The 18,853-nt window shown below is 46.4% G+C and carries 20 protein-coding genes; 12 read left to right on the forward strand and 8 right to left on the reverse strand.

Annotated elements, in window-relative coordinates; all coding sequences use genetic code 11:
• Positions 1-143: 143 nt before the first annotated feature.
• From NIES2104_RS23460 to NIES2104_RS23470, 3 genes are read left to right on the forward strand one after another with little or no spacing between them, the layout of a single operon-like run.
• Positions 144-800 carry a hypothetical protein gene (locus NIES2104_RS23460; protein ID WP_059000662.1) on the forward strand — a complete coding sequence of 219 codons (657 nt, stop codon included), beginning with the start codon at positions 144-146 and terminating at the stop codon, positions 798-800.
• Positions 801-849: 49 nt separating this feature from the next.
• Entirely contained in the window at positions 850-2,751 is a 1,902-nt protein-coding gene (locus NIES2104_RS23465) for a P-loop NTPase fold protein (protein WP_059000663.1), read from the forward strand.
• A 4-nt stretch (positions 2,752-2,755) separates the two neighbouring features.
• On the forward strand, positions 2,756-4,132 hold the full coding sequence (locus NIES2104_RS23470; RefSeq protein ID WP_059000664.1) for a DUF1802 family protein: 1,377 nt from the start codon (positions 2,756-2,758) through the stop codon (positions 4,130-4,132).
• Positions 4,133-4,246: 114 nt separating this feature from the next.
• On the opposite strand, the gene NIES2104_RS23475 is transcribed toward NIES2104_RS23470, so the two are convergent.
• The 5 genes from NIES2104_RS23475 to NIES2104_RS23495 form a co-directional block, all read right to left on the reverse strand.
• A complete protein-coding gene (locus NIES2104_RS23475) occupies positions 4,247-5,581 on the reverse strand; it encodes an ABC transporter substrate-binding protein (protein ID WP_059000665.1) in 1,335 nt (444 codons plus the stop codon).
• A gap of 83 nt (positions 5,582-5,664) precedes the next feature.
• Positions 5,665-6,381, reverse strand: coding sequence for a 6-phosphogluconolactonase (pgl, locus tag NIES2104_RS23480; RefSeq protein ID WP_059000666.1), 717 nt, complete (start codon positions 6,379-6,381; stop codon positions 5,665-5,667).
• A 78-nt stretch (positions 6,382-6,459) separates the two neighbouring features.
• Positions 6,460-6,834, reverse strand: coding sequence for a HEPN domain-containing protein (locus tag NIES2104_RS23485; protein WP_059000667.1), 375 nt, complete (start codon positions 6,832-6,834; stop codon positions 6,460-6,462).
• On the reverse strand, positions 6,831-7,154 hold the full coding sequence (locus NIES2104_RS23490) for a nucleotidyltransferase domain-containing protein (protein ID WP_059000668.1): 324 nt from the start codon (positions 7,152-7,154) through the stop codon (positions 6,831-6,833). The genes NIES2104_RS23485 and NIES2104_RS23490 overlap by 4 nt, the downstream gene beginning before the upstream one ends.
• Before the next feature lie 35 nt (positions 7,155-7,189).
• A complete protein-coding gene (locus NIES2104_RS23495) occupies positions 7,190-7,372 on the reverse strand; it encodes a hypothetical protein (protein WP_059002035.1) in 183 nt (60 codons plus the stop codon).
• A 227-nt stretch (positions 7,373-7,599) separates the two neighbouring features.
• Here NIES2104_RS23495 and NIES2104_RS23500 point away from each other — a divergent pair, with 227 nt between their 5' ends.
• From NIES2104_RS23500 to NIES2104_RS23540, 9 genes are all read left to right on the forward strand, one after another.
• Positions 7,600-10,668 (forward strand): AAA family ATPase, encoded by a 3,069-nt coding sequence (locus NIES2104_RS23500; RefSeq protein WP_059000669.1) that lies wholly within the window; start codon positions 7,600-7,602, stop codon positions 10,666-10,668.
• A gap of 70 nt (positions 10,669-10,738) precedes the next feature.
• Positions 10,739-10,915: a 50S ribosomal protein L32 gene (locus NIES2104_RS23505; protein ID WP_059000670.1), complete on the forward strand. Its 177-nt coding sequence runs from the start codon at positions 10,739-10,741 to the stop codon at positions 10,913-10,915.
• Positions 10,916-11,006: 91 nt separating this feature from the next.
• Positions 11,007-11,606 (forward strand): sulfite oxidase-like oxidoreductase, encoded by a 600-nt coding sequence (locus NIES2104_RS23510; RefSeq protein ID WP_059000671.1) that lies wholly within the window; start codon positions 11,007-11,009, stop codon positions 11,604-11,606.
• Positions 11,607-11,650: 44 nt separating this feature from the next.
• The gene (locus NIES2104_RS23515; protein WP_059000672.1) at positions 11,651-12,214 is read left to right on the forward strand and encodes a 3'-5' exonuclease; all 564 of its coding nucleotides are present in this window, start codon (positions 11,651-11,653) and stop codon (positions 12,212-12,214) included.
• Positions 12,215-12,332: 118 nt separating this feature from the next.
• Positions 12,333-12,593, forward strand: coding sequence for a YkvA family protein (locus NIES2104_RS23520; RefSeq protein ID WP_059002036.1), 261 nt, complete (start codon positions 12,333-12,335; stop codon positions 12,591-12,593).
• Positions 12,594-12,629: 36 nt separating this feature from the next.
• The gene (locus NIES2104_RS23525; RefSeq protein ID WP_059000673.1) at positions 12,630-13,172 is read left to right on the forward strand and encodes a hypothetical protein; all 543 of its coding nucleotides are present in this window, start codon (positions 12,630-12,632) and stop codon (positions 13,170-13,172) included.
• A gap of 36 nt (positions 13,173-13,208) precedes the next feature.
• A complete protein-coding gene (locus tag NIES2104_RS23530; RefSeq protein WP_059000674.1) occupies positions 13,209-13,391 on the forward strand; it encodes a YqaE/Pmp3 family membrane protein in 183 nt (60 codons plus the stop codon).
• Positions 13,392-13,415: 24 nt separating this feature from the next.
• On the forward strand, positions 13,416-13,787 hold the full coding sequence (locus NIES2104_RS23535) for a phage holin family protein (protein WP_059000675.1): 372 nt from the start codon (positions 13,416-13,418) through the stop codon (positions 13,785-13,787).
• 213 nt (positions 13,788-14,000) lie between these two features.
• A complete protein-coding gene (locus tag NIES2104_RS23540) occupies positions 14,001-15,038 on the forward strand; it encodes an aldo/keto reductase (protein ID WP_059000676.1) in 1,038 nt (345 codons plus the stop codon).
• 1 nt (position 15,039) lies between these two features.
• On the opposite strand, the gene NIES2104_RS23545 is transcribed toward NIES2104_RS23540, so the two are convergent.
• From NIES2104_RS23545 to ctaD, 3 genes are read right to left on the reverse strand one after another with little or no spacing between them, the layout of a single operon-like run.
• A complete protein-coding gene (locus tag NIES2104_RS23545; RefSeq protein WP_059000677.1) occupies positions 15,040-16,542 on the reverse strand; it encodes a GMC oxidoreductase in 1,503 nt (500 codons plus the stop codon).
• Positions 16,543-16,552: 10 nt separating this feature from the next.
• Positions 16,553-17,161 carry a heme-copper oxidase subunit III gene (locus NIES2104_RS23550; RefSeq protein WP_059000678.1) on the reverse strand — a complete coding sequence of 203 codons (609 nt, stop codon included), beginning with the start codon at positions 17,159-17,161 and terminating at the stop codon, positions 16,553-16,555.
• The gene (ctaD, locus tag NIES2104_RS23555; protein WP_059000679.1) at positions 17,158-18,846 is read right to left on the reverse strand and encodes a cytochrome c oxidase subunit I; all 1,689 of its coding nucleotides are present in this window, start codon (positions 18,844-18,846) and stop codon (positions 17,158-17,160) included. Before ctaD ends, NIES2104_RS23550 begins: the two co-directional genes overlap by 4 nt.
• Between the last annotated feature and the right edge of the window lie 7 nt (positions 18,847-18,853).

Below are 18,853 nucleotides of genomic sequence, written 5' to 3' on the forward strand. Positions count from 1 at the left end.
TTTTTCTCTACTTGATAATTTCCATACGATCAAACATGAGTTTTTTACGTTAATTCCTTTTTTTGACCGGGCATTCTGGGAAAGAACAATCAATCTTTCGCTTAATACGTAAGTACTCTGCTTAGCCTCGAAGGAGACAGACGATGGCGTTACAAGAAACGGAAGCCCAGGCAAAAACTCGCTTTTTGCTGGCGTTGTGGGATGCAAACGATCGACAATCCGAAATCAAAAAAAGCGCGTTGTTCGGAAAGTTAAAGCGTGCAAAAGAAAAGCCTTCTGACTATGAGCCGATTTATCAAGCATTGATCGAGGCAAAGGCGATCGAGGTCGTCAGCACTTCGGTTAAACTCACTTCGATCGGTCAGCAACTTTTAGCAGACGGCTTGAAGGCAGAGGATTTTAAATTTGACGATCGTGCAACCAGCGTAAAAACAGCGAATCCTTTACTGAGATGGATTCGACGAAATTGTTTGGCAAGTGCGCCTGTTACGAATGGCAACGGGAAGAAAAGCGCGATCGCATCGTACGAGGAATTCAAGCCTGTGGCGTTGGAAATCTACGATCGATTGAATCGTGATTACAACCTCGATAACTTAGTGCCAATTTATCGAATTCGGCGGGAAATTGGGGAACGAGTTGAGCGATCGGATTTCAATGAGTGGCTTTTAGACATGCAGGCGAATGACATTCTTCAGTTATTGATAGGCAGCGTGGAAGACAGCGCCCCAGACAAAATTGAAGATTCCATAACGACTAAAGTGAACGGGCTTCGCTGTTATGCCAAGCTTCTTAACACCTGATTTAAGCGTTTCGATTTCTAGTTTCTCATTCTTCAGTGTAGGTATTGAAATGTCCGTAACAGACTTAGCAAACCATTCGCCCTCCGCATTGTCCGATCTCCACAACCTGATTGCAAGCCACAATCCATTTGATCGATCTCCTGTTGTCAGAACTCACGATGTCTGGGAGCAAAAATTCCCTGATGTTCCTTCGATTAATGGTCACATTTCTGATGCAATTTTTCAGGGAATTGAGCAGATTCGTCTAGGGCAACGCTCGGTTTTGGGGGTCACGATTACCGCTGAGAAAGGTCTCGGCAAGAGTCATCTGATTAGCCGATTGCGGCGACGCTTCAAAGAGGAAGGCACATCCTTCTTCGTTTACATGAGTGAAACAGACTACAGTGATTTAAACCGGATCAATAGTCAATTTCTCAGCACACTTGCCTACAGCCTTAAGCAGTCTGGCAGTCAAGGCGTGATGCAATGGCAAGAGATAGCAACCTTCTTGGTTAACCAGGCATACAACACTGATCGCTCACCAGAGTACATAATCAAACAATTTCCCGGTGCGATTGCAAAGCGTCCTGCTTTAGTTGACCAGTTGACAGCTAAAATCTGTCAACTGAAACCAGACATTCGCGATCCGTATGTTGTCCAAGCCATTCTCTGGACGCTCTCGCCAGACCGCGGTATTTTTGCCATTAACTGGTTGTCTGGCAGTGAATTGACCCAAACCCAAGCAGATGCAATGGGCTTACCTGTTGTTAGAGAAGAAGATCGAGAATCTAGAGCCTTGAATATTGCTAGTCAAGTTCTTGATCTCGTTGGCGACTATCAAACGACTGTTATCTGCTTTGATGAAGCAGAACCGAAGAACACAAACGCCAAGGGTCTTTCAACACCACAAGTCGTTGCATTACTAGCTAAGGATCTTTACAGTAAGCTCAAACGTGGCATTCTGATGCTGTCTGTTTTGCCAGACACATGGACGCAACAAGTGAAAGTAATGCCTCAAGCCGAATCAATTGCAGATCGAATCGGAGAAAAGTATTTTGATTTAAAGTATCTCAATTCTGATCACGTAATTGATTTAGTGTCTACTTGGTTGAAGCTGTTCTACGATGCAAAAGGCTTCACTCCACCTACTCCAACTTATCCATTTGACGAAAACGAACTTCGCGATCTTGGCAAAGAACGTCCGATCGCACGTAGGGTTTTGAAATGGTGCTGCGAGAACTGGGAAGTGCCCGGAGCGGGCAAACCTCCTATTGATCCGCCTGATTCTCTTCATCAAGTCGAAGTTGCTTTCCAGGAGCAGATGTTGGCTCTAGATCGCGATCTTGATGACTACTTAGAAGACAGCGGGCTAATTGGTTATGCGCTGCTCGTCGCCTTTTGGAGTTTAGAGGGTCAGAAAGTCGGACAGGTAATGGTCGAAGAAGTTCAAGATATTGAGGTAACTTCTGCCGACCAAGGATATCTTGACTTCAGAATCGTAGGTCAAGACAACGGAAAGACTGTGAAAATTGGAGTGTGTGTCCTTCAGGAATCTGGAGCAAGGTACGTCAGCGCTGCTCTAAAACGGTTGATTGACTACAAGAAATTTGATTTGACTCGTGGTTGTCTTGTTCGCTCAAAAGCTGTAAGGGAGAATACACATGGTCATCAGCACCTAAATAGACTTTTAACAGAGCTAGGCGGAGAGTGGGTACTTCTGAAGCCAAAAGACATTCAAGCACTTCTCGCGGTCTCATTTGTCTTTGCCGCTCATGAAGAATATGAGTTCGAGCAAGAGCAAGTCTTTGAATTTATGAGACAGCGAAAAATTGCTGAGAGCAGTTATCTCGTTCAAGAAATTCTCAGTGATCCATCTGGTCAGATTCCTCATGATGCGATCGACGAAGACCAATTCATCACCTCCGGTAGCCCATTTGCTGAAAGCAGTGTATATAGCGAGGTATTCGCGTAATCTCATGATTGGAACTACACTTCTCGCAACTGCGCTACGCCTGCCTCATGAGGACTGGCAAGCATTGACACAAGGACGAGCCATTGCAACAATGCCCTGGAACTTTATATCTCCTGGACAATCTTTTGCCCTCTGTTCTGATGACTTTCTAAGAGCAAATAATTTCAAAGCAAGATTTTGGGCGAGATGTGAACTGTGTCAGAGCATTGATCGCCTTGATCAACTAGATATGTTATCTAAGTTGACGATGTGGACAAAGCAAACCGTAGAGAGCAAACTAGCAGAACGAGGTTTCTTTTTTCTCGCCTACTTGCGGGTTTATGAATTATCCGAACCTAGCGAAGTAAGCACAACAACTAAAGGTGATTTCTTACCTTTGAGAACGCCAATCACACTGGTAAATTCTTTACCTGTTATTAGCGATCGCACTTTTGCCCAACGCAAACACCAACTCGAAAACCTAGAACCGCCAGAGCATCCAGAACTAGAAGCCTTACATTCCGCGATCGCTCAACTCACTCCAACCAATTCAGCCGCCATTCATCTCGAACAAGATTTGAAATGCTTTTTAGGTTGGGCAGACAGCGCGACCAAGGATTTCCTGAACTCAGACAAGACATGGATTCGGGAAATTGCTAGGGCGGGTAACTCTAGTGATGGTGACTATTTCGAGAAACTTGTCCGCAAAAGCTTTATTGAATTAGGCTTTACCAACTCTCGGAACAATCCAAAAATGAGCCTTGATCCAGACGTTACTGGAGGAGCAGGCGGCATTGATTTCTTCTGCGATGCACCTTATCTCATTATTGGTGAATGCAAAGCTAGTAAACACAAAAAAGTAAACGACAACAAAGAAGGAGCGCCTGCACAACTGATGAAATACGGAGGCACATATCTAAGCACTGCTGAGTTTGACAATTGCATCAGAATTATCATGGCTCCGGGAGAACTAACCGAGTACGCTGATCGAACAGCAAACGGAAACAAAATGAACGTTTTACAACCAGAAACACTACAGCGATTAGTAGAACTCAAGCAAGCTTATCCGGGAGCAATTAATCTTTGGGAACTAAAATCATGTTTGGCTCAGGCTCCCTTTAGTCAAGCAGCAGATGACAAAGTAAACGAATTTATTGATCGGATTCAACTTGAAATCAAAGTACGATCGCGCATCGTTCAACTTCTACAAAATAGAGCACCCCAAGAATTAGGGCTTGAATTCATCTGGGGCATTTACGAAGCAATTGATCCGCCTCGATCGCTGACTCAAGACCAATTAAAAGAAATCCTGATTGAACTGTCTTCGCCGTTAACTGGATTCATTGGACGTAAAGAGGGCGATCGCTTTTATTTTCTCCGTCCGCTGATGCTCGAAACCTGATTCGCGATCGCCCTCTCAACGCAGTTAACAGCGGCAACTCCGTCCAATCTCTAAAATCTGAGCGTGGAAGGTCTACCGCTGTTGCAGCTATGAAGTCGAAGACGCAAAAATCGACTACCTCGGATTCACTTTACCGATCGTTTTCAGCTTGCCGTCTGGTTCAACCGTCCAGACATCATAACTACCGATCACATCGCCAGCTTCATCGATATCAACATTTCCACTTGCACCTTGATAGTTAATGTCCTTCCCTTGCCGCAGCAACTCTAATCCTTTGCACACATCCGAAACTTCCTCACCAGGACCATTCGTGACCTCGCGCAATTTATCCTTGATCGCTTCACCCGTATTTGCTTTTGCGGCTTGGGCTGCTAAAACCAAGATTGCTGCTGCGTCCCAAGCGTGAGAAGCATACGCCGCTAGTGGGCGTTTTTGCTTTTCTTGCCACAGTTTGGTGAACGCCGCTAACCCTTCACCACTCGCACCTGGAACCGTTCCTAGTGACCCTGCAAGAATCGATTGTCCATTTTGTCCCTTTCCGACTTTATCGACAAAATCTTGAGAGTACACGCCATCGGTGAGTAAGAAAGTAGAATTCTGGCTTCTTCCTTGTTCATACGCTGATTTCACAATTAAGCTTCCAGTGTCCGCATAGAGAACGGCTGCAACGGCTTGAGGATTTCCGGTAAATGCAGCGGCGGCTTCGGTCTGAAAGGTCGTTGCTTTGGGATCATACCGAGTGGGTTTTCCTGCATTGGTGACCTTGCCACCTAGCCCTTCAAACGCTTTGACAAATTCACGCTCAAACCCGACTCCGTAATCGTTGTTAATCACGATCGTGCCTGCGGTCTTCAAATTGCGCTCACTTGCTAATTTTGCCAACGCTTGCGCTTGATAGGTATCGGGTGGCGCAGTTCTTGCCCAGTAGCCTTGGAACTTGCCTTCTTTCGCTTGTTGTGTAAATACAGGACTCGTACTTCCGGGCGAAATCAGCACGACTTTGTTGCGAACTGCGATCGGTAAAGCAGCAGTCGAAACACTACTTGCGAATGATCCGACGACACCCGCAACTCGTTCGCGTTCTGCCAGTCGAGTCATGCCTTCTGCGCCTGCGGCAGGATCGGTCTGATCATCGACTTGGACGAGCGTTACAGGTTCACCATTGACACCACCGCATTGATTCACGGTATCCACCAGGATCGGAACAGCGGCGACCATTTGCTGTCCGATCGAGGCGAGATCTCCAGTCGAAGGGAGGAGTGACCCAATCTTTAAGCCTTTGGTGGCAGTGGGGGAGGCGTTGCCAGCGGGCGTGCTTGTTCCGCCTTGTCCGGTGGGGGGAGCAGCTTCTTGACAAGCAGCCGCCAGCAATCCCACTGTGAGAGTCACGACTGCGAGAGACAAAGCGCGTCCGATTTTCAGACGAGTTGGGGAAGCCAGGTTACTCATTAAAGGTCAACTCCTTTAGAACGATCGAGAAATCGAGGGACAGTAAGAGCAGATTGTAAACCTAAGTCTCTCGATTTTTTGCATTATTTCGCAAAGTTTGTCGATCGTTCGAGTAACCACCAGAGTTCGCCTTGCGGGTTGATTAGTCTTGCGGGGTAAGTCTCTGTGTCTGCTTCGTCTGCAAAAATCTGAGTGAGTGCATGGTATTTATTTGCACCCGCTACGAGGAAAATTACGGCATGAGCAGTGTTGATTAGCGGCACAGTGAAAGTGATACGGGGATTTCCGTCTTTGTCGCCCACGGTGATGAAGCGATCGCAGACTTGCAATGCTTCAGTGTGCGGAAACAGCGAGGCAGTATGAGCATCATCGCCAATTCCGAGCAAGATCACGTCAAATGCGGGAAATTCTCCAGGCTCTGATTTGAAAAAGGATTGCAATTCGGCTTCGTGTTTTTGGGCGGAAATGGCTGGATCACCGTCATCGGTTGGCATCGGGTGGATATTTTCAGGAGGAATCGGAACACGATCGAGCCAAGCGAGTCGAGCCATCCGTTGATTGCTATCAGGATGATCAGCGGGAACATAGCGTTCATCGCCCCAGAAAATGTGTAGTTTGTCCCAGGGTAAATTTTGCTGTGCCAGCTTTTCGTAGAGCGGTTTTGGAGTGCTGCCGCCCGCGAGTGCGATCGTGGCAATGTTGCGAGATGCGATCGAGCTTTGGAGTTTTTCGAGGACGAGATCGAGAGCGCGATCAATCAGGGTAGGCAAATCAGCGAGAACTTCAACGTGTGGATTCATAGGAGGCTTGTAATTCTTCTCCGTCAGAATAAGGGAAGAATCTTGAAATCTCTGCTGTCTTTAGATCGATGTAAGAAATCAGCCAAGCCGACTTTTTGCCATTTCTAAAAATGCTTCTGCTTGCTGAATTTGTTCGATCGCGTCTGCTTGTGTCAACTCCTGATCGATGTCGTAATCACCCTGAATTCGAGCGTGTTCTGCTGTGATTAAAGCCTGATGAAATTCTTTTGGAACTTCACCGGATCGAACAAACTGCTTGCCAAATGCTGACAGAACTCCTGCATGAGTTGAAAACGATAGCCCTCTTTCGACTAGCAGCGCTTGAGCAGCGTAAAACATCGCGTAGTAGGCGCGTGAAATTGCAAAATCAGACAATCCTTGCTGTTGAAGAACTTGAGCAGCTTGAAGACTTCGGTCTGCTTTGTCTAAAAATTTCTGTTGCTCAGGAATCATACTAAAATCCCCTCGCGGCGAACAGTTAGGAAAAATGGCGATTTCTCCTGTTCGTAGCGATCGAGAGAGACAAACCCTAGGGAAACTAAAACTGTCTTTTCCAGACAAAGATCAGTGATAAATTCGCTAGTCCGTTGAATCTCTTGCATCACGTTTAATGGCGCTTTGAGAACAACGAGAACATCAATGTCTGATTCATCTGTTGCACTGTTTCGAGCTTGCGAACCGTACAGGACAAGACGGGCTAATCGATCGCCGTATTCCTGCTGCAAATACTGTCGAAGCTGCGCCAAAATTTCGGGTAAATCGGGGTGAGTCATAAACGTACGATCGACAACCGCACCCCAATTTTAGGCTAATCAGTCGAAGGCAGACCAACAGGCGGACGCTCGATTTCACCCTCGCTGTAGCCGAGATCGTAAAAGCTGGCGGCTTCTGGATCATGCTCTGGGGGTTGCTTCGATCGACCCGCCCAAGCATCTTCTTTTCCACGATCGAACCATTCTTGTTGCAGCATCAATGAATCAGTTTCGTTCATTAGAAGCGACTCCAGAAACGCTAAATGATACACTTTAGAGCCTGTGAGTCTTTGCAGCATCTCTCGATAGGCTCATGTGATCGAGTTGAAACTAGGGCGAAAAACTTCTGGTAAACAGTCGATCGAGCAAATCTTTTTAGCAAAATCGTTCATCTTGCGATTACACTCAATATACGAGTGCTAGTGTACTTTCGTGCATCAGTACTGACCGTTTCGCCATTGTCGCGATGATTCCGCAACGACTCACACTCCGCCATTTTTTAAGCTACCGGGAAGCCACACTCGACTTCCAGGGGCTTCATACTGCGTGTGTGTGCGGGGCGAATGGAGCAGGAAAGTCTTCGCTGTTAGAGGCGATTTCTTGGGTGCTTTGGGGCGAAAGTCGCGTCTCTTCAGACGATGATGTCATTCACATGGGCGCGAAAGAAGCTCAGGTAGAATTCATTTTTCAGATGCACCAGCAAACGTATCGAGTGTTACGAACTCGGCAACGGGGGCAAGGCGTATCGCTCGAATTTCAGATTATGCAGGGCAATGGCTTTCGATCGCTAACCGCAAAGGGGATTCGATCGACGCAGCAACTCATTCTCACGCACCTGAAACTCGATTACGAAACTTTCGTGAATTCTGCCTATTTGCGTCAGGGTCGAGCCGATGAATTCATGCTGAAACGTCCCGCTGACCGCAAACAGATTTTAGCGGACTTATTGAAGCTACATCAGTACGATGAACTTTCTGAGCAAGCGAAAGATAAATCGCGCCAGTTCAAAGGACAAGTCGAACTGTTAGAGCGGAATCTAGAATCGATTCGGGAGCAGTTACAACAGCGAGACGCGATCGCACAAGAACGCACCGAACTCGAAACCGTTCTTGAACAGATGCAGGCTCAGCAATCGGCAAATCAACATCAACTGCAACAATTCCAAGCCGTTCAACATCAGCGACAAACTTGGCAACAACAACTCAGTTGGCAGCAACAACAACAGCGCAATCTCAACCAGGACTGTCAGCGATTGCAAAAAGAGCGATCGCAAACCGACGAACAGCGCCAAACTTTAGAATATCTCTTACAGCAAGAAAGTAAGATTATTGCTGGTTATCAGCACTGGAAAGCGCTGCAAGCTCAAGAAGAGCTATTTTCAGCAAAGTTTCAATCGCATCAAGTCGCCCAATCTCAGCGGCAACAATTCGAGCAGCAGTATTCTGAGAAATTACAGCATCTACAAAATCAGCTTCAGAAAGTTCAAGCGCAAGAAATTACGCTGCAAGAACAATTACAAGAGTTGCAGAAAGCATTGAGCAAAGAAGCCGATGTTGAATCTGCGATCGAGCAATTGAACACAGCACGACAAGAACTTCAGAGATTGGAGCAACTCCAGTTACAAGCCTCACCGCTTCTTCAGCGTAAACAACAAATTCAGCAAAAGCTCGATCGCTCTTTTACACGTCTTTCTGCTCGATTGGAAGAACTCCGCACGTCCGCACGTCAACTACAAACCCAACAGCAACGTCAGCCCGTTTTACAAAAAGCTGCGATCGAGGTTGCAGTCAAAATCGATGAACTCGAAAAGCTCAGAGCCTATCAAGATCAAGTCCGCGAAAAAGGCTTAGAGCGTCGTAGCTTTATGGAACAGTTGCAAGCTCACCAACGGAACTATGAAGCTCAACTCGCAGAGATTGATCACAAGATTCGGATGCTCGAACAAGAACGAGCAGCAACACTCACCCAAGCCGTTGAAGGAAATACGATCGTTCAAATCAAGCACCACGATTTTCCGCCTTGTCCACTGTGCGATCGACCTTTAGACGAACATCACTGGAGATTAGTTTTAGAAAAACAACAGTCTCAGAAAGAAGAAATTCTCTCTGAAATCTGGGTGATTCGCGAACAGTTAACGACTTCAGAACGTGAGATTCAAGTCTTACGAGATGAATACACCAAAATTGAAACCCGATTGGCTCAATACGGAGATACCTTAGAACGACGCGGACAGCTACAGGAACAGCTACAAAATACTGCGGATGTTCAAACACAGTTGCAGCGAATGAACACTGAAGCGCTCAAACTCGATGAGCAACTGAAGACAAGAGCCTTTGAGCCAGAATTGCACGAAGAACTCAGCATTCTCGATCGCAGTTTGCAGCAATTGAACTACGATGAGCGCGATCATGCGTTGGCTCGTGGAAGTGTCGATCGCTGGCGTTGGGCAGAGATTCGTCAAGCAGAAATCAAACAAGCCAAACGCAGACAGGCGAATATTCTGCACCGTCAGCCGACTGTGAAAGCGCAGATCGAACAATTAGAACAACAGCACGATCGCTTTACCGCCGATCTAGCACGAGGATTGCAGCAGTGCGATCGACAAATCGAAGAAATCGGCTACAACCTAGAGCAACATAACGCAATTCGATCGGCACTCCGACAAGCGCAACCCTGGCAACTTCGCTATCAAGAACTTCAGCAAGCAAAACAACACTATCCACAAGTTCAACATCGCTTACATGAACTGACACAAACCTTGCAAGCCAGATTCACTGATCTGCAAACAAGCACGCATCACTGCCAAGAACTGATTCGCGCTCTAGAGAAAACTCCAGATCTCAGCACCCACATTCAAACACTAGAACAGCAAATTCAGCACCATCGAACAAAACTCGATGAACACCTCGCAAAACTTGGACGACTCCAACAGCAGCAACAACAACAAGACCTGCTCAGCCAACAATTCGAGGAGATTAATGCTCAACTCAAAACTGCTCGTCAACAATGCCGTATTTATCAAGAACTCGCTCAAGCTTTCGGTAAAAATGGCATTCAAGCATTGATGATCGAGAACATTCTGCCGCAGCTTGAAGCGACCACAAATCAAATTCTGTCCCGCCTCAGTGCCAATCAGCTTCACGTTCAATTCGTCACCCAGCGCAATCGCAAATCAAAAACGGCGAAAGCGATGGAAACGCTGGATATTCTAATTGCAGATGCGTATGGGACTCGACCGTATGAAACGTATTCGGGTGGCGAAGCGTTTCGGGTGAATTTTGCGATTCGGTTAGCACTCGCGAGATTGTTAGCTCAACGATCGGGAACTGCACTTCAAATGCTGATCGTCGATGAAGGCTTCGGCAACCAAGATCAAGAAGGATGCGATCGCTTAATTGCCGCGATTAATGCGATCTCGTCTGAGTTCGCGAACATTCTCATCATCACCCACATGCCGCACTTCCGAGAAGCCTTTCAAGCCCGCATCGAAGTCACCAAAACCGAAAACGGCTCCGAATTAATGCTGTGTTTATAATCAAATTCTTGCAATCTACGCGGACTCCTTTAGAATAGAAAAGCTGTTTAAATTGACGATTGCCGAAATTATGGCTGTTCCTAAGAAGAAAACTTCCAACGCCAAGCGTGATCAGCGCAAAGCAACCTGGAAGCGTAAAGCAAACCTGCAAGCTCAACGCGCTCTGTCGCTGGGCAAATCGATTCTCACTGGACGGGCGAAAGGTTTCGTCTACCCAACCGAAGAAGAAGACAGCGAAGAAGAGTAATGAAAATGCGTGATTCCGTCGCATGAGAGAGTCACGCATTTTCTTTCTCCTGATCCATACTTAAAGTGAAGCCTTCTAAGGAGTCACTGGAATGATAGGCAAGTTTTTCAAAAAGCCAGGAGCGGAATATGGCGATCGTGTTCCTCCGGGTCAGAAATTAGCAACCGGATTTCCCGTTCTGACCTACGGACCTACGCCAGACATCGATCGTGCAACTTGGCAGTTTCGCGTCTGGGGACTCGCTCAGGAGAAGACTTTTTCCTGGGATGATTTTATGGCGATGCCTCAGAGCGAATTCACTGCTGATTTTCACTGTGTCACTACCTGGTCAAAGCTCGATGTGAAGTGGATCGGGGTGAAAGTGACTGATTTCATGAAGTCGATCGATGTCGATCCGAAAGCGGTGCACATCATGGAGCATTGCTACGGAGGGTATACGACAAACATTGCACTGGATGATTTTGTGCGCGAAGAGAACTTTTTTGCTCATACGTTATTTGGTGAACCTTTGCCCGCTGATCATGGGGGTCCGCTACGGTTAGTTGTGCCTCACTTGTACGCTTGGAAAAGTGCAAAGTGGATTAATGGCTTAGAGTTTCTATCAAAAGAAGATTTGGGATTTTGGGAGCGCAATGGTTATCATCACCGAGGCGATCCCTGGAACGAAGAACGCTACAGCGGCAGATTTTAAGCAATTTGTGGGGCGGGCATCTTGCCTGCTCCTAAACTAAGACGATGAATCTCACTCAATTTGACTACTATTTAGTACTAGATTTAGAAGCGACTTGCTGCAACCAAGAAACAATCAAACGCCATGAGATGGAGATCATCGAAATAGGTGCGGTGATGGTTGAAGCAAAAGATCTCACAACGATCGATGAATTTCAAACCTTTATTAAACCTGTCCGAGTGCCGATTCTGACGGAGTTTTGTCGATCGCTCACTTCAATCACACAGTCCCAAGTCGATCAAGCACCGGGATATGTGGAAGCGATCGCACTTCTGAAAAAATGGCTCTCGAACTATCCCAATGGTGTGTTTGGCTCTTGGGGCGACTTTGACAATACCCAATTCAAGAAAGATAGTCGATATCACAATGCACCTTTTCCAATTGCTTATCCGCACATCAATCTCAAAAAGCAATTTAGTAAAACTCAAGGCTTATCTAAACGATACGGAATGTCAGAAGCTTTGGAGCTTGCCCGAATCAAACTAGAAGGAACACATCATCGCGGCATTGATGATGCTCGGAACATTGCGAAACTACTTCCATTTATTTTGGGTAAAGAACCGATCTAACCGTAATTCGGGTGAGTGCATCAGAGGCGTAGAACCGCACCGAAATAGAGGTTTCCCACACCAGACAGCGCTACCTGGATTTGCGATGATGAATTTGTCGATTGAAAGCGCACCTCAAATGAAAAAGTTCATCGGTCAACCCCTCTTCAACTGGTACCGCAAGCTGTTACGGAACTCGAAATATCGCTGGATTGTGATTGTGGGTAGCTTACTTTATCTGGTAAGTCCGATTGATTTTGCGACTGATATGATTCCGGTTTTGGGTTGGATTGATGATGGTGTGATTGTGAGTATCCTTGTGGCTGAAGTTTCTCAGATGGCTGTTGAGAAATTGAAGCAGCGCAAAGCAACTTCAACCGAAGAAGCGGTTACTCCCTAAGTCGATCGTCAATTCTCATTTTCAAACAGGTGAATTATGTCTAATCCGATGAAAGACCGCCTCAAAACAGATTTTCAAACGATCAAAACTGAAGGCGGAACTCGCACCAGTCGCATTCGCGAAATCATTCAGACTGCTGCAGCTCAGACCTTGACCGAACTGAAAGAAGGTGCGACTGAAATTCGATCGACTGCCAGTCAAAGTGTTTCCTCGGTTGCTCAAACGCTCAATGATTCAGAGTCTTCTGAAGCTCCCAAATCAGTGTTTAACTCGCTGCGGACTCGATTGATGGTTCAGCTTTTGAATCTTGATACCAAACTCTCGATTCAATATGGCGATGCCTTTGGCACACGGGTACGTGACCGTTATTCCACAATCAAGCAGCGCTTCGGATTGTTCCAAACCTGGTACAACAACACTAAAGCGAATGCAGAAACCGTTGGAAGTACCCCGATCGAGCAAAAGCAAGCTGAGATTGCACTGAAAGCCGCAGAGCAAGGAACGATTGTTGCCCGCAAAGAACAGCAAATCCGGCAACAAGTGAAAGAACTGATCAGTGCAGCAGTTTCAAAGCGCTAAAGTCTGAATTTTACCAATTATCAAGAGGTCAAACCTATGTTACTTCGATACCTTCTCGCGATTCTTCTGCCTCCCGTTGCGATTTTCTTTACCTATGGCTTCAGTTTTACGTTACTCGTTAGCATCGGTCTGACGCTGTTAGGTTGGGTTCCGGGCATCATCCACGCAGTTTGGGCAGTCTCGAAGCACCAAGAAAAACTCAACGAATCTGCTAGTTAACTTATTCACCACGGAGAAAACACTATGCTTAGCTATCTGTTAACGATTTTCACAACGGCGCTCGCGCTCTTGGTTACTGATATTGTCATTCCTGGAGTCACGATCGCATCTTTTCCCGCTGCTTTGTTAGCTGGTGTCTCGATCGGATTGGTCAACGGCTCGGTCAAGCCTGTGTTGTCGTTGCTGTCGTTGCCGATTAACCTCTTGACGCTTGGAGCATTCTCTCTGATCGTGAATGGACTGTGCTTCTGGTTGGCTTCTGTGTTTGTTCCAGGGTTTGCCGTTCATGGTTTCCTGGCATTCGTTCTGGGTCCAGTAGTGCTGTCGTTTGCAACCACGTTCCTGAGTAAGTACTTTGCTGAGAAAGGAATGGGTCAGTTGCCTGCTAAACAGTAATTTGAGTTAAATCAATTGAGCGATCGTACTTTTTGTACGATCGCTTTTTTACTGCAAAAATCTCAGTAGACAATTGCTTAAGCTTTTCGTTCATTGCATTCACCATTATGAGATTGTTTCAAGAGGTTCGATGGTACACTAGTAGATCAGTTTTTTATCTGCTTGTACCGCTCGGATAATTAAATTTCTTCGTCAGATAAAGCAGCAATTCCTATGCAATATCATTCTCTTGGTGAAAGTAATCTCAGCGTTTCTGAAATCTGTCTTGGAACAATGACTTTCGGACAGCAAAACACGATCGAAGAAGCGCACCAACAGTTAGACTACGCGATCGACCAGGGTGTGAATTTCATTGATACCGCAGAAATGTATCCGGTTCCACCGCGTGCTGAAACTTATGGAATTACAGAGACTTATATCGGAGAATGGTTGAAACATCAGCAGCGCGATCGCGTCATTGTTGCGACAAAAATCATTGGAGCAGGGCGCGGCTTCAAATGGGTTCGCAGCGGAAACAATCACGTCGATCAATCCAATATTTTGCAAGCTGTGGATGATAGCTTAAAGCGGCTCCAAACCGATTACATTGATCTCTATCAAATTCACTGGTCAGATCGATATGTTCCAATTTTTGGTCAGACTGTCTTTGATCCAGAACGAGAGCGAGGAACAGTACCGATCTCTGAACAGTTAGCAGTGTTTGATGAATTGATTAAAGCAGGCAAAATTCGCTACCTCGGTGTGAGCAACGAAACGCCTTGGGGCATTACCACATTTAGCTATCTAGCAAAACAGCTTGGACTTCCTAAAATTATCACGGTTCAAAATGCCTACAATCTACTCAATCGGGTGTTTGACTCTGCTTTAGCGGAAGCCTGCTATCGAGAGAAAGTGAGCTTGCTGGCTTATAGTCCACTCGGATTTGGATTATTGTCTGGAAAGTATGTTCAAGGTGATCCAGGACAAACTCGGATCACACTGTTCGATCGCTTTGCTCAACGTTATCTGAAACCCAGAGTCAACGAAGCAGCAGAAGCATATGCAAAAGTGGCTCAGCGGTTTGGTTTGAGTCCGGCTGAGTTAGCGATCTCATTTGTTCGCAGTCGCTGGTTTGTAGGAAGTACGATTATTGGAGCAACCACGCTAGAGCAGCTAAAAGAGAATATCAATGCGGCTCAGGTCGAACTCACACCAGAGATGTTAAAAGCGATCGACGAAGTTTTTACAGCATTTCCGAATCCTGCGCCTTAATTTATTTCAGGCGTTCAATTAAATGCTCTCCCACTCGTAAAGCATTTGCAATCACTGTAAGTGCAGGACTGATACTAGAATTCGATGGAAAGAAACTACTATCAACGACATAAAGGTTGTCCACTTCATGAGCGCGACAGTTCAAATCTAACACCGAAGTTTTTGGATCTTCTCCAAATCGGCAAGTTCCGCATTGATGCGCTACCACTTGAACAGGCATATCACTTCGAGGATGTGACACGCGATTGAACATACCAGGATGCAGTGATTCAACTTGTTTCAAGGTATCAATCCATCGATAAACTAATCGATCGTGCGCTTCGACATTACTTTGCGTAAAGTCAATGTGCAGCTTATCGCCCACAAATCGGATACGATTGTTCGGGTTTGGTAAGTCTTCCGTTTGCAGCCACCAACCGAGCGATCGAGTTGCCAATTGTCGAATTCCTACACTCGGTAACAATCGCGAAATCGCAGAAAACACCGGAGGCGCTTCAGTAAAGATTACATCGCGCAAAATGCCGCCCGCATTCTGGACGTGTCCCATTGGATAGTGATAGTGCTTGTCACCCCAATAGAAGTCATTGACGCTAACTGTTCGCTGAAACAATGCAGAATTTGGATCGGTGGTCAGTTGTACAACGACTGATAATTGCTGTTTCATTAAGTTGCGACCGACTTGATCCGAACTGTTAGCGATACCGTTCGGGTGCTTTTCGTTTTGCGATCGCAATAATAACGCCGCTGAGTTAATCGCTCCACAAGATAGAACAACGATATCACCCAAAAATAGATAAGACTGATCGCCGATTTTAGCTTGAACTGCTTTAATCGCTGTTCCTGAAGGATTCGTGTGCAGACAAACCACATGAGCCGAGGTTTTCAGCGTCACGTTCTCGTATTTCAGAGCAGGTGTGATTCCGGTATCTTCTGCATCGGTTCGACCTTGATCGCCTAACCCGATCGGTAAATAAGCCGGATGAATGTCCTGCTTTGAAAGTCCATCGACGACGGTTTGAATGTGCGATTCGTGTTCAACTGGGGGAAAGGAATAGTCTTCGCTGTGAGCGGGTTCGGTGGGATCATCGCCTAGCTTGCCGTGAACTTGATAAAGCTTTTCGGCTTCTGTATAGTATGGCTCGAAATCAGAGTACTTTAAGCCCCAAGCGGGAGAAATGCCGTCTTGATGTTGAACTGTCTCGAAATCTCGATCGCGCATTCGCATCAACACGCCGCTATAGATTTTCGTATTCCCCCCGACACAATAGCTAGTTTGTGGGCGAAATGGCTCTCCGTTCTCGTCGTACCATTGTTCTGGCGCGTGAAAGGTTTCTTTCTTGAATAGTTCAATATCTTGAGCTTCAGAACTTTCTCGCAGCGGAAAAACTCCTCGTTCTAGAATCAAAATCTTTTTACCCGTAGGAGCAAGCTTACGCGCTAGAGTTCCGCCTCCTGCGCCTGTTCCAACAATAATCACGTCATAGTACTGATCATCGACAATCATTGCACTGCTCCTACTGCCAAACGTAGATCAAAACGTACAAAATAATCCAAATTACATCCACAAAGTGCCAAAACAATGATGTTGCTTCGACTCCAAAATATCCGCTGTCATAGTTACCCGGAATAAACGATCGACCTAACATGATCGTTTGCAGCAGGATTCCGGTGAACACATGCAAGCCATGAAATCCAGTTAATAGATAAAACAGTCCGCCAAAAATACCGGATGTGAATCCAAAACTCAGATTGCTCCATTCGATCGCTTGACCGTACAGGAAGTAGCCCCCCATTGCCATCGTCGCCAGCAGAAAAAATCGGAAGCCCCAAAGCTTTTTATCGTGCAAATAGCGCTCAGCGACATAGATCACAAAGCTACTGGATACTAAAATGATCGTATTAAATTGCGGATCTTTCGTATCTAGTCCGCTGACTCCAGGCGGATACCAATCAGGAATCGTGGTTTTGTAGACAATGTAGCCTGCAAAAAAGCTCAGAAAGATAACGGTTTCCGATAGCAGGAACACAATAAAGCCGAACTTGCTATTTTCTGCGGCTTCATGTGCTTGTTCTTCACGAATATCAGCTTCTCTTGATTGAGCGATCGAACTCTCTGTCGTCATGTCGTAACTCCATCAGCAGGAACAGCTTCAGACTGATTTTCGATTAACGGTTCATTTCTGCCATATCCATACGGCGGCGAAATCACCGTCGGAATCTCTTCAAAGTTCTCGACCGGAGGCGGCGAAGTCGTCAGCCATTCAAGCCCGATCGCTTTCCACGGATTGTTCGGTGCTTTTTCGCCCTGAATCCAAGAACTCACCATATTGAGAATAAACGGCAGCGTGGACATTCCGAGCAAGAATCCACCCAAACTTGCCAATACATTCCACAGCGCAAACTCTGGATCATACGAAGACACCCGACGCGGCATTCCCATCAATCCCGAAAAGTGCATCGGCAGAAAGCACAACCAGGTTCCAGCTAGAGTCAGCGCAAAATGAACTTTCCCTAGTCCTTCGTAATACATTCGCCCGGTCATTTTCGGGAACCAATGATACAAACCCGCATAGATTCCAAAGACGATCGCGCCATAAATCACATAGTGAAAGTGCGCGACGACAAAGTAAGTATTGTTGACGTGAATATCGATCGGCACTGATCCCAACATTACCCCAGTAATGCCAGCAAATACGAAGTTCACTAAGCCACCCATAGCAAACAACATTGCTGTATTCAGTCGTAGTTTTCCGCCCCAAATCGTTGCTACCCAAGCAAATACTTTGACTCCGGTTGGAACCGCCACGAGCATCGTTGTGAACATAAACAGCATTCGCATCCATCCAGGAGTTCCACTCGCGAACATGTGATGCACCCACACCGTTGCACTCACAACCGTGATCAATACTGAGGAAACAGCAACGACGCGATATCCAAACAATGGCTTCCGAGCATAAACTGGAAACACTTCTGAGAAAATCCCGAACACAGGCAGCACCATCACATACACGGCTGGATGCGAATAGAACCAAAAGAAGTGCTGATACAACACAGGATTACCACCGCGCTCTGGAGCAAAGAAACTCGTTCCAACGGTAAGATCGAGCAATAACATCACTGCACCAGCAGTCAAAGCAGGCAATCCATAAAGCTGAATCAACTGGGCGGCTAACACTGACCAGACAAAGGCAGGAGTCCTAAACCAGGTCATACCCGGCGCACGCATCCGAAAGATTGTGGTGACAAAGTTCACTCCGCCCATAATCGAAGACACACCGGAAATCGCGATCGCTAAAATCCAGAGCACCTGACCATTGATCAAATTTCCGGTTGGATTCTGTAAGCTCACAGGTGGATATGCCCACCAGCCCGATTGGGACGGACCACCAGGAACGAGAAAGCTGGCTAACATCAGAATTCCAACAACTGGAATCAGCCAAAATGACACCGCATTCAATCTAGGAAACGCCATATCTCGTGCCCCGATCATCAACGGCACGAGATAGTTACTGATTCCTACTAACACCGGAAATGTCCAGAGAAACAGCATGATCGAACCGTGCATCGTGAACAATGCGTTATAGATAGTCCGATCGACTAAATTTGCCTCCGGTGTAACCAGTTCCCCGCGCATAATCATCGAGAGCAATCCCCCGATCAAGAAGAACACAAACGCAGTCACAATGTACTGAATCCCAATCACTTTGTGATCAGTACTAAAGGTGAAAAATCGTTTCCAGTTGTCAGGCGCACCGGGATAGGGTTGCTGGCGAGCGACATCGATCGCTTCAGTGGGAGCATTCGTCATAACGGAT

It is taken from the genome of Leptolyngbya sp. NIES-2104 (assembly GCF_001485215.1).
GTDB lineage: Bacteria > Cyanobacteriota > Cyanobacteriia > Leptolyngbyales > Leptolyngbyaceae > Leptolyngbya.

Coding starts and splice junctions, on each gene's coding strand:
- NIES2104_RS23460 (WP_059000662.1), top strand. CDS start 144: ATGGCGTTACAAGAAACGGAAGCCCAGGCAAAAACTCGCTTTTTGCTG.
- NIES2104_RS23465 (WP_059000663.1), top strand. CDS start 850: ATGTCCGTAACAGACTTAGCAAACCATTCGCCCTCCGCATTGTCCGAT.
- NIES2104_RS23470 (WP_059000664.1), top strand. CDS start 2,756: ATGATTGGAACTACACTTCTCGCAACTGCGCTACGCCTGCCTCATGAG.
- NIES2104_RS23475 (WP_059000665.1), bottom strand. CDS start 5,581: ATGAGTAACCTGGCTTCCCCAACTCGTCTGAAAATCGGACGCGCTTTG.
- pgl (WP_059000666.1), bottom strand. CDS start 6,381: ATGAATCCACACGTTGAAGTTCTCGCTGATTTGCCTACCCTGATTGAT.
- NIES2104_RS23485 (WP_059000667.1), bottom strand. CDS start 6,834: ATGATTCCTGAGCAACAGAAATTTTTAGACAAAGCAGACCGAAGTCTT.
- NIES2104_RS23490 (WP_059000668.1), bottom strand. CDS start 7,154: ATGACTCACCCCGATTTACCCGAAATTTTGGCGCAGCTTCGACAGTAT.
- NIES2104_RS23495 (WP_059002035.1), bottom strand. CDS start 7,372: ATGAACGAAACTGATTCATTGATGCTGCAACAAGAATGGTTCGATCGT.
- NIES2104_RS23500 (WP_059000669.1), top strand. CDS start 7,600: ATGATTCCGCAACGACTCACACTCCGCCATTTTTTAAGCTACCGGGAA.
- NIES2104_RS23505 (WP_059000670.1), top strand. CDS start 10,739: ATGGCTGTTCCTAAGAAGAAAACTTCCAACGCCAAGCGTGATCAGCGC.
- NIES2104_RS23510 (WP_059000671.1), top strand. CDS start 11,007: ATGATAGGCAAGTTTTTCAAAAAGCCAGGAGCGGAATATGGCGATCGT.
- NIES2104_RS23515 (WP_059000672.1), top strand. CDS start 11,651: ATGAATCTCACTCAATTTGACTACTATTTAGTACTAGATTTAGAAGCG.
- NIES2104_RS23520 (WP_059002036.1), top strand. CDS start 12,333: ATGAAAAAGTTCATCGGTCAACCCCTCTTCAACTGGTACCGCAAGCTG.
- NIES2104_RS23525 (WP_059000673.1), top strand. CDS start 12,630: ATGTCTAATCCGATGAAAGACCGCCTCAAAACAGATTTTCAAACGATC.
- NIES2104_RS23530 (WP_059000674.1), top strand. CDS start 13,209: ATGTTACTTCGATACCTTCTCGCGATTCTTCTGCCTCCCGTTGCGATT.
- NIES2104_RS23535 (WP_059000675.1), top strand. CDS start 13,416: ATGCTTAGCTATCTGTTAACGATTTTCACAACGGCGCTCGCGCTCTTG.
- NIES2104_RS23540 (WP_059000676.1), top strand. CDS start 14,001: ATGCAATATCATTCTCTTGGTGAAAGTAATCTCAGCGTTTCTGAAATC.
- NIES2104_RS23545 (WP_059000677.1), bottom strand. CDS start 16,542: ATGATTGTCGATGATCAGTACTATGACGTGATTATTGTTGGAACAGGC.
- NIES2104_RS23550 (WP_059000678.1), bottom strand. CDS start 17,161: ATGACGACAGAGAGTTCGATCGCTCAATCAAGAGAAGCTGATATTCGT.
- ctaD (WP_059000679.1), bottom strand. CDS start 18,846: ATGACGAATGCTCCCACTGAAGCGATCGATGTCGCTCGCCAGCAACCC.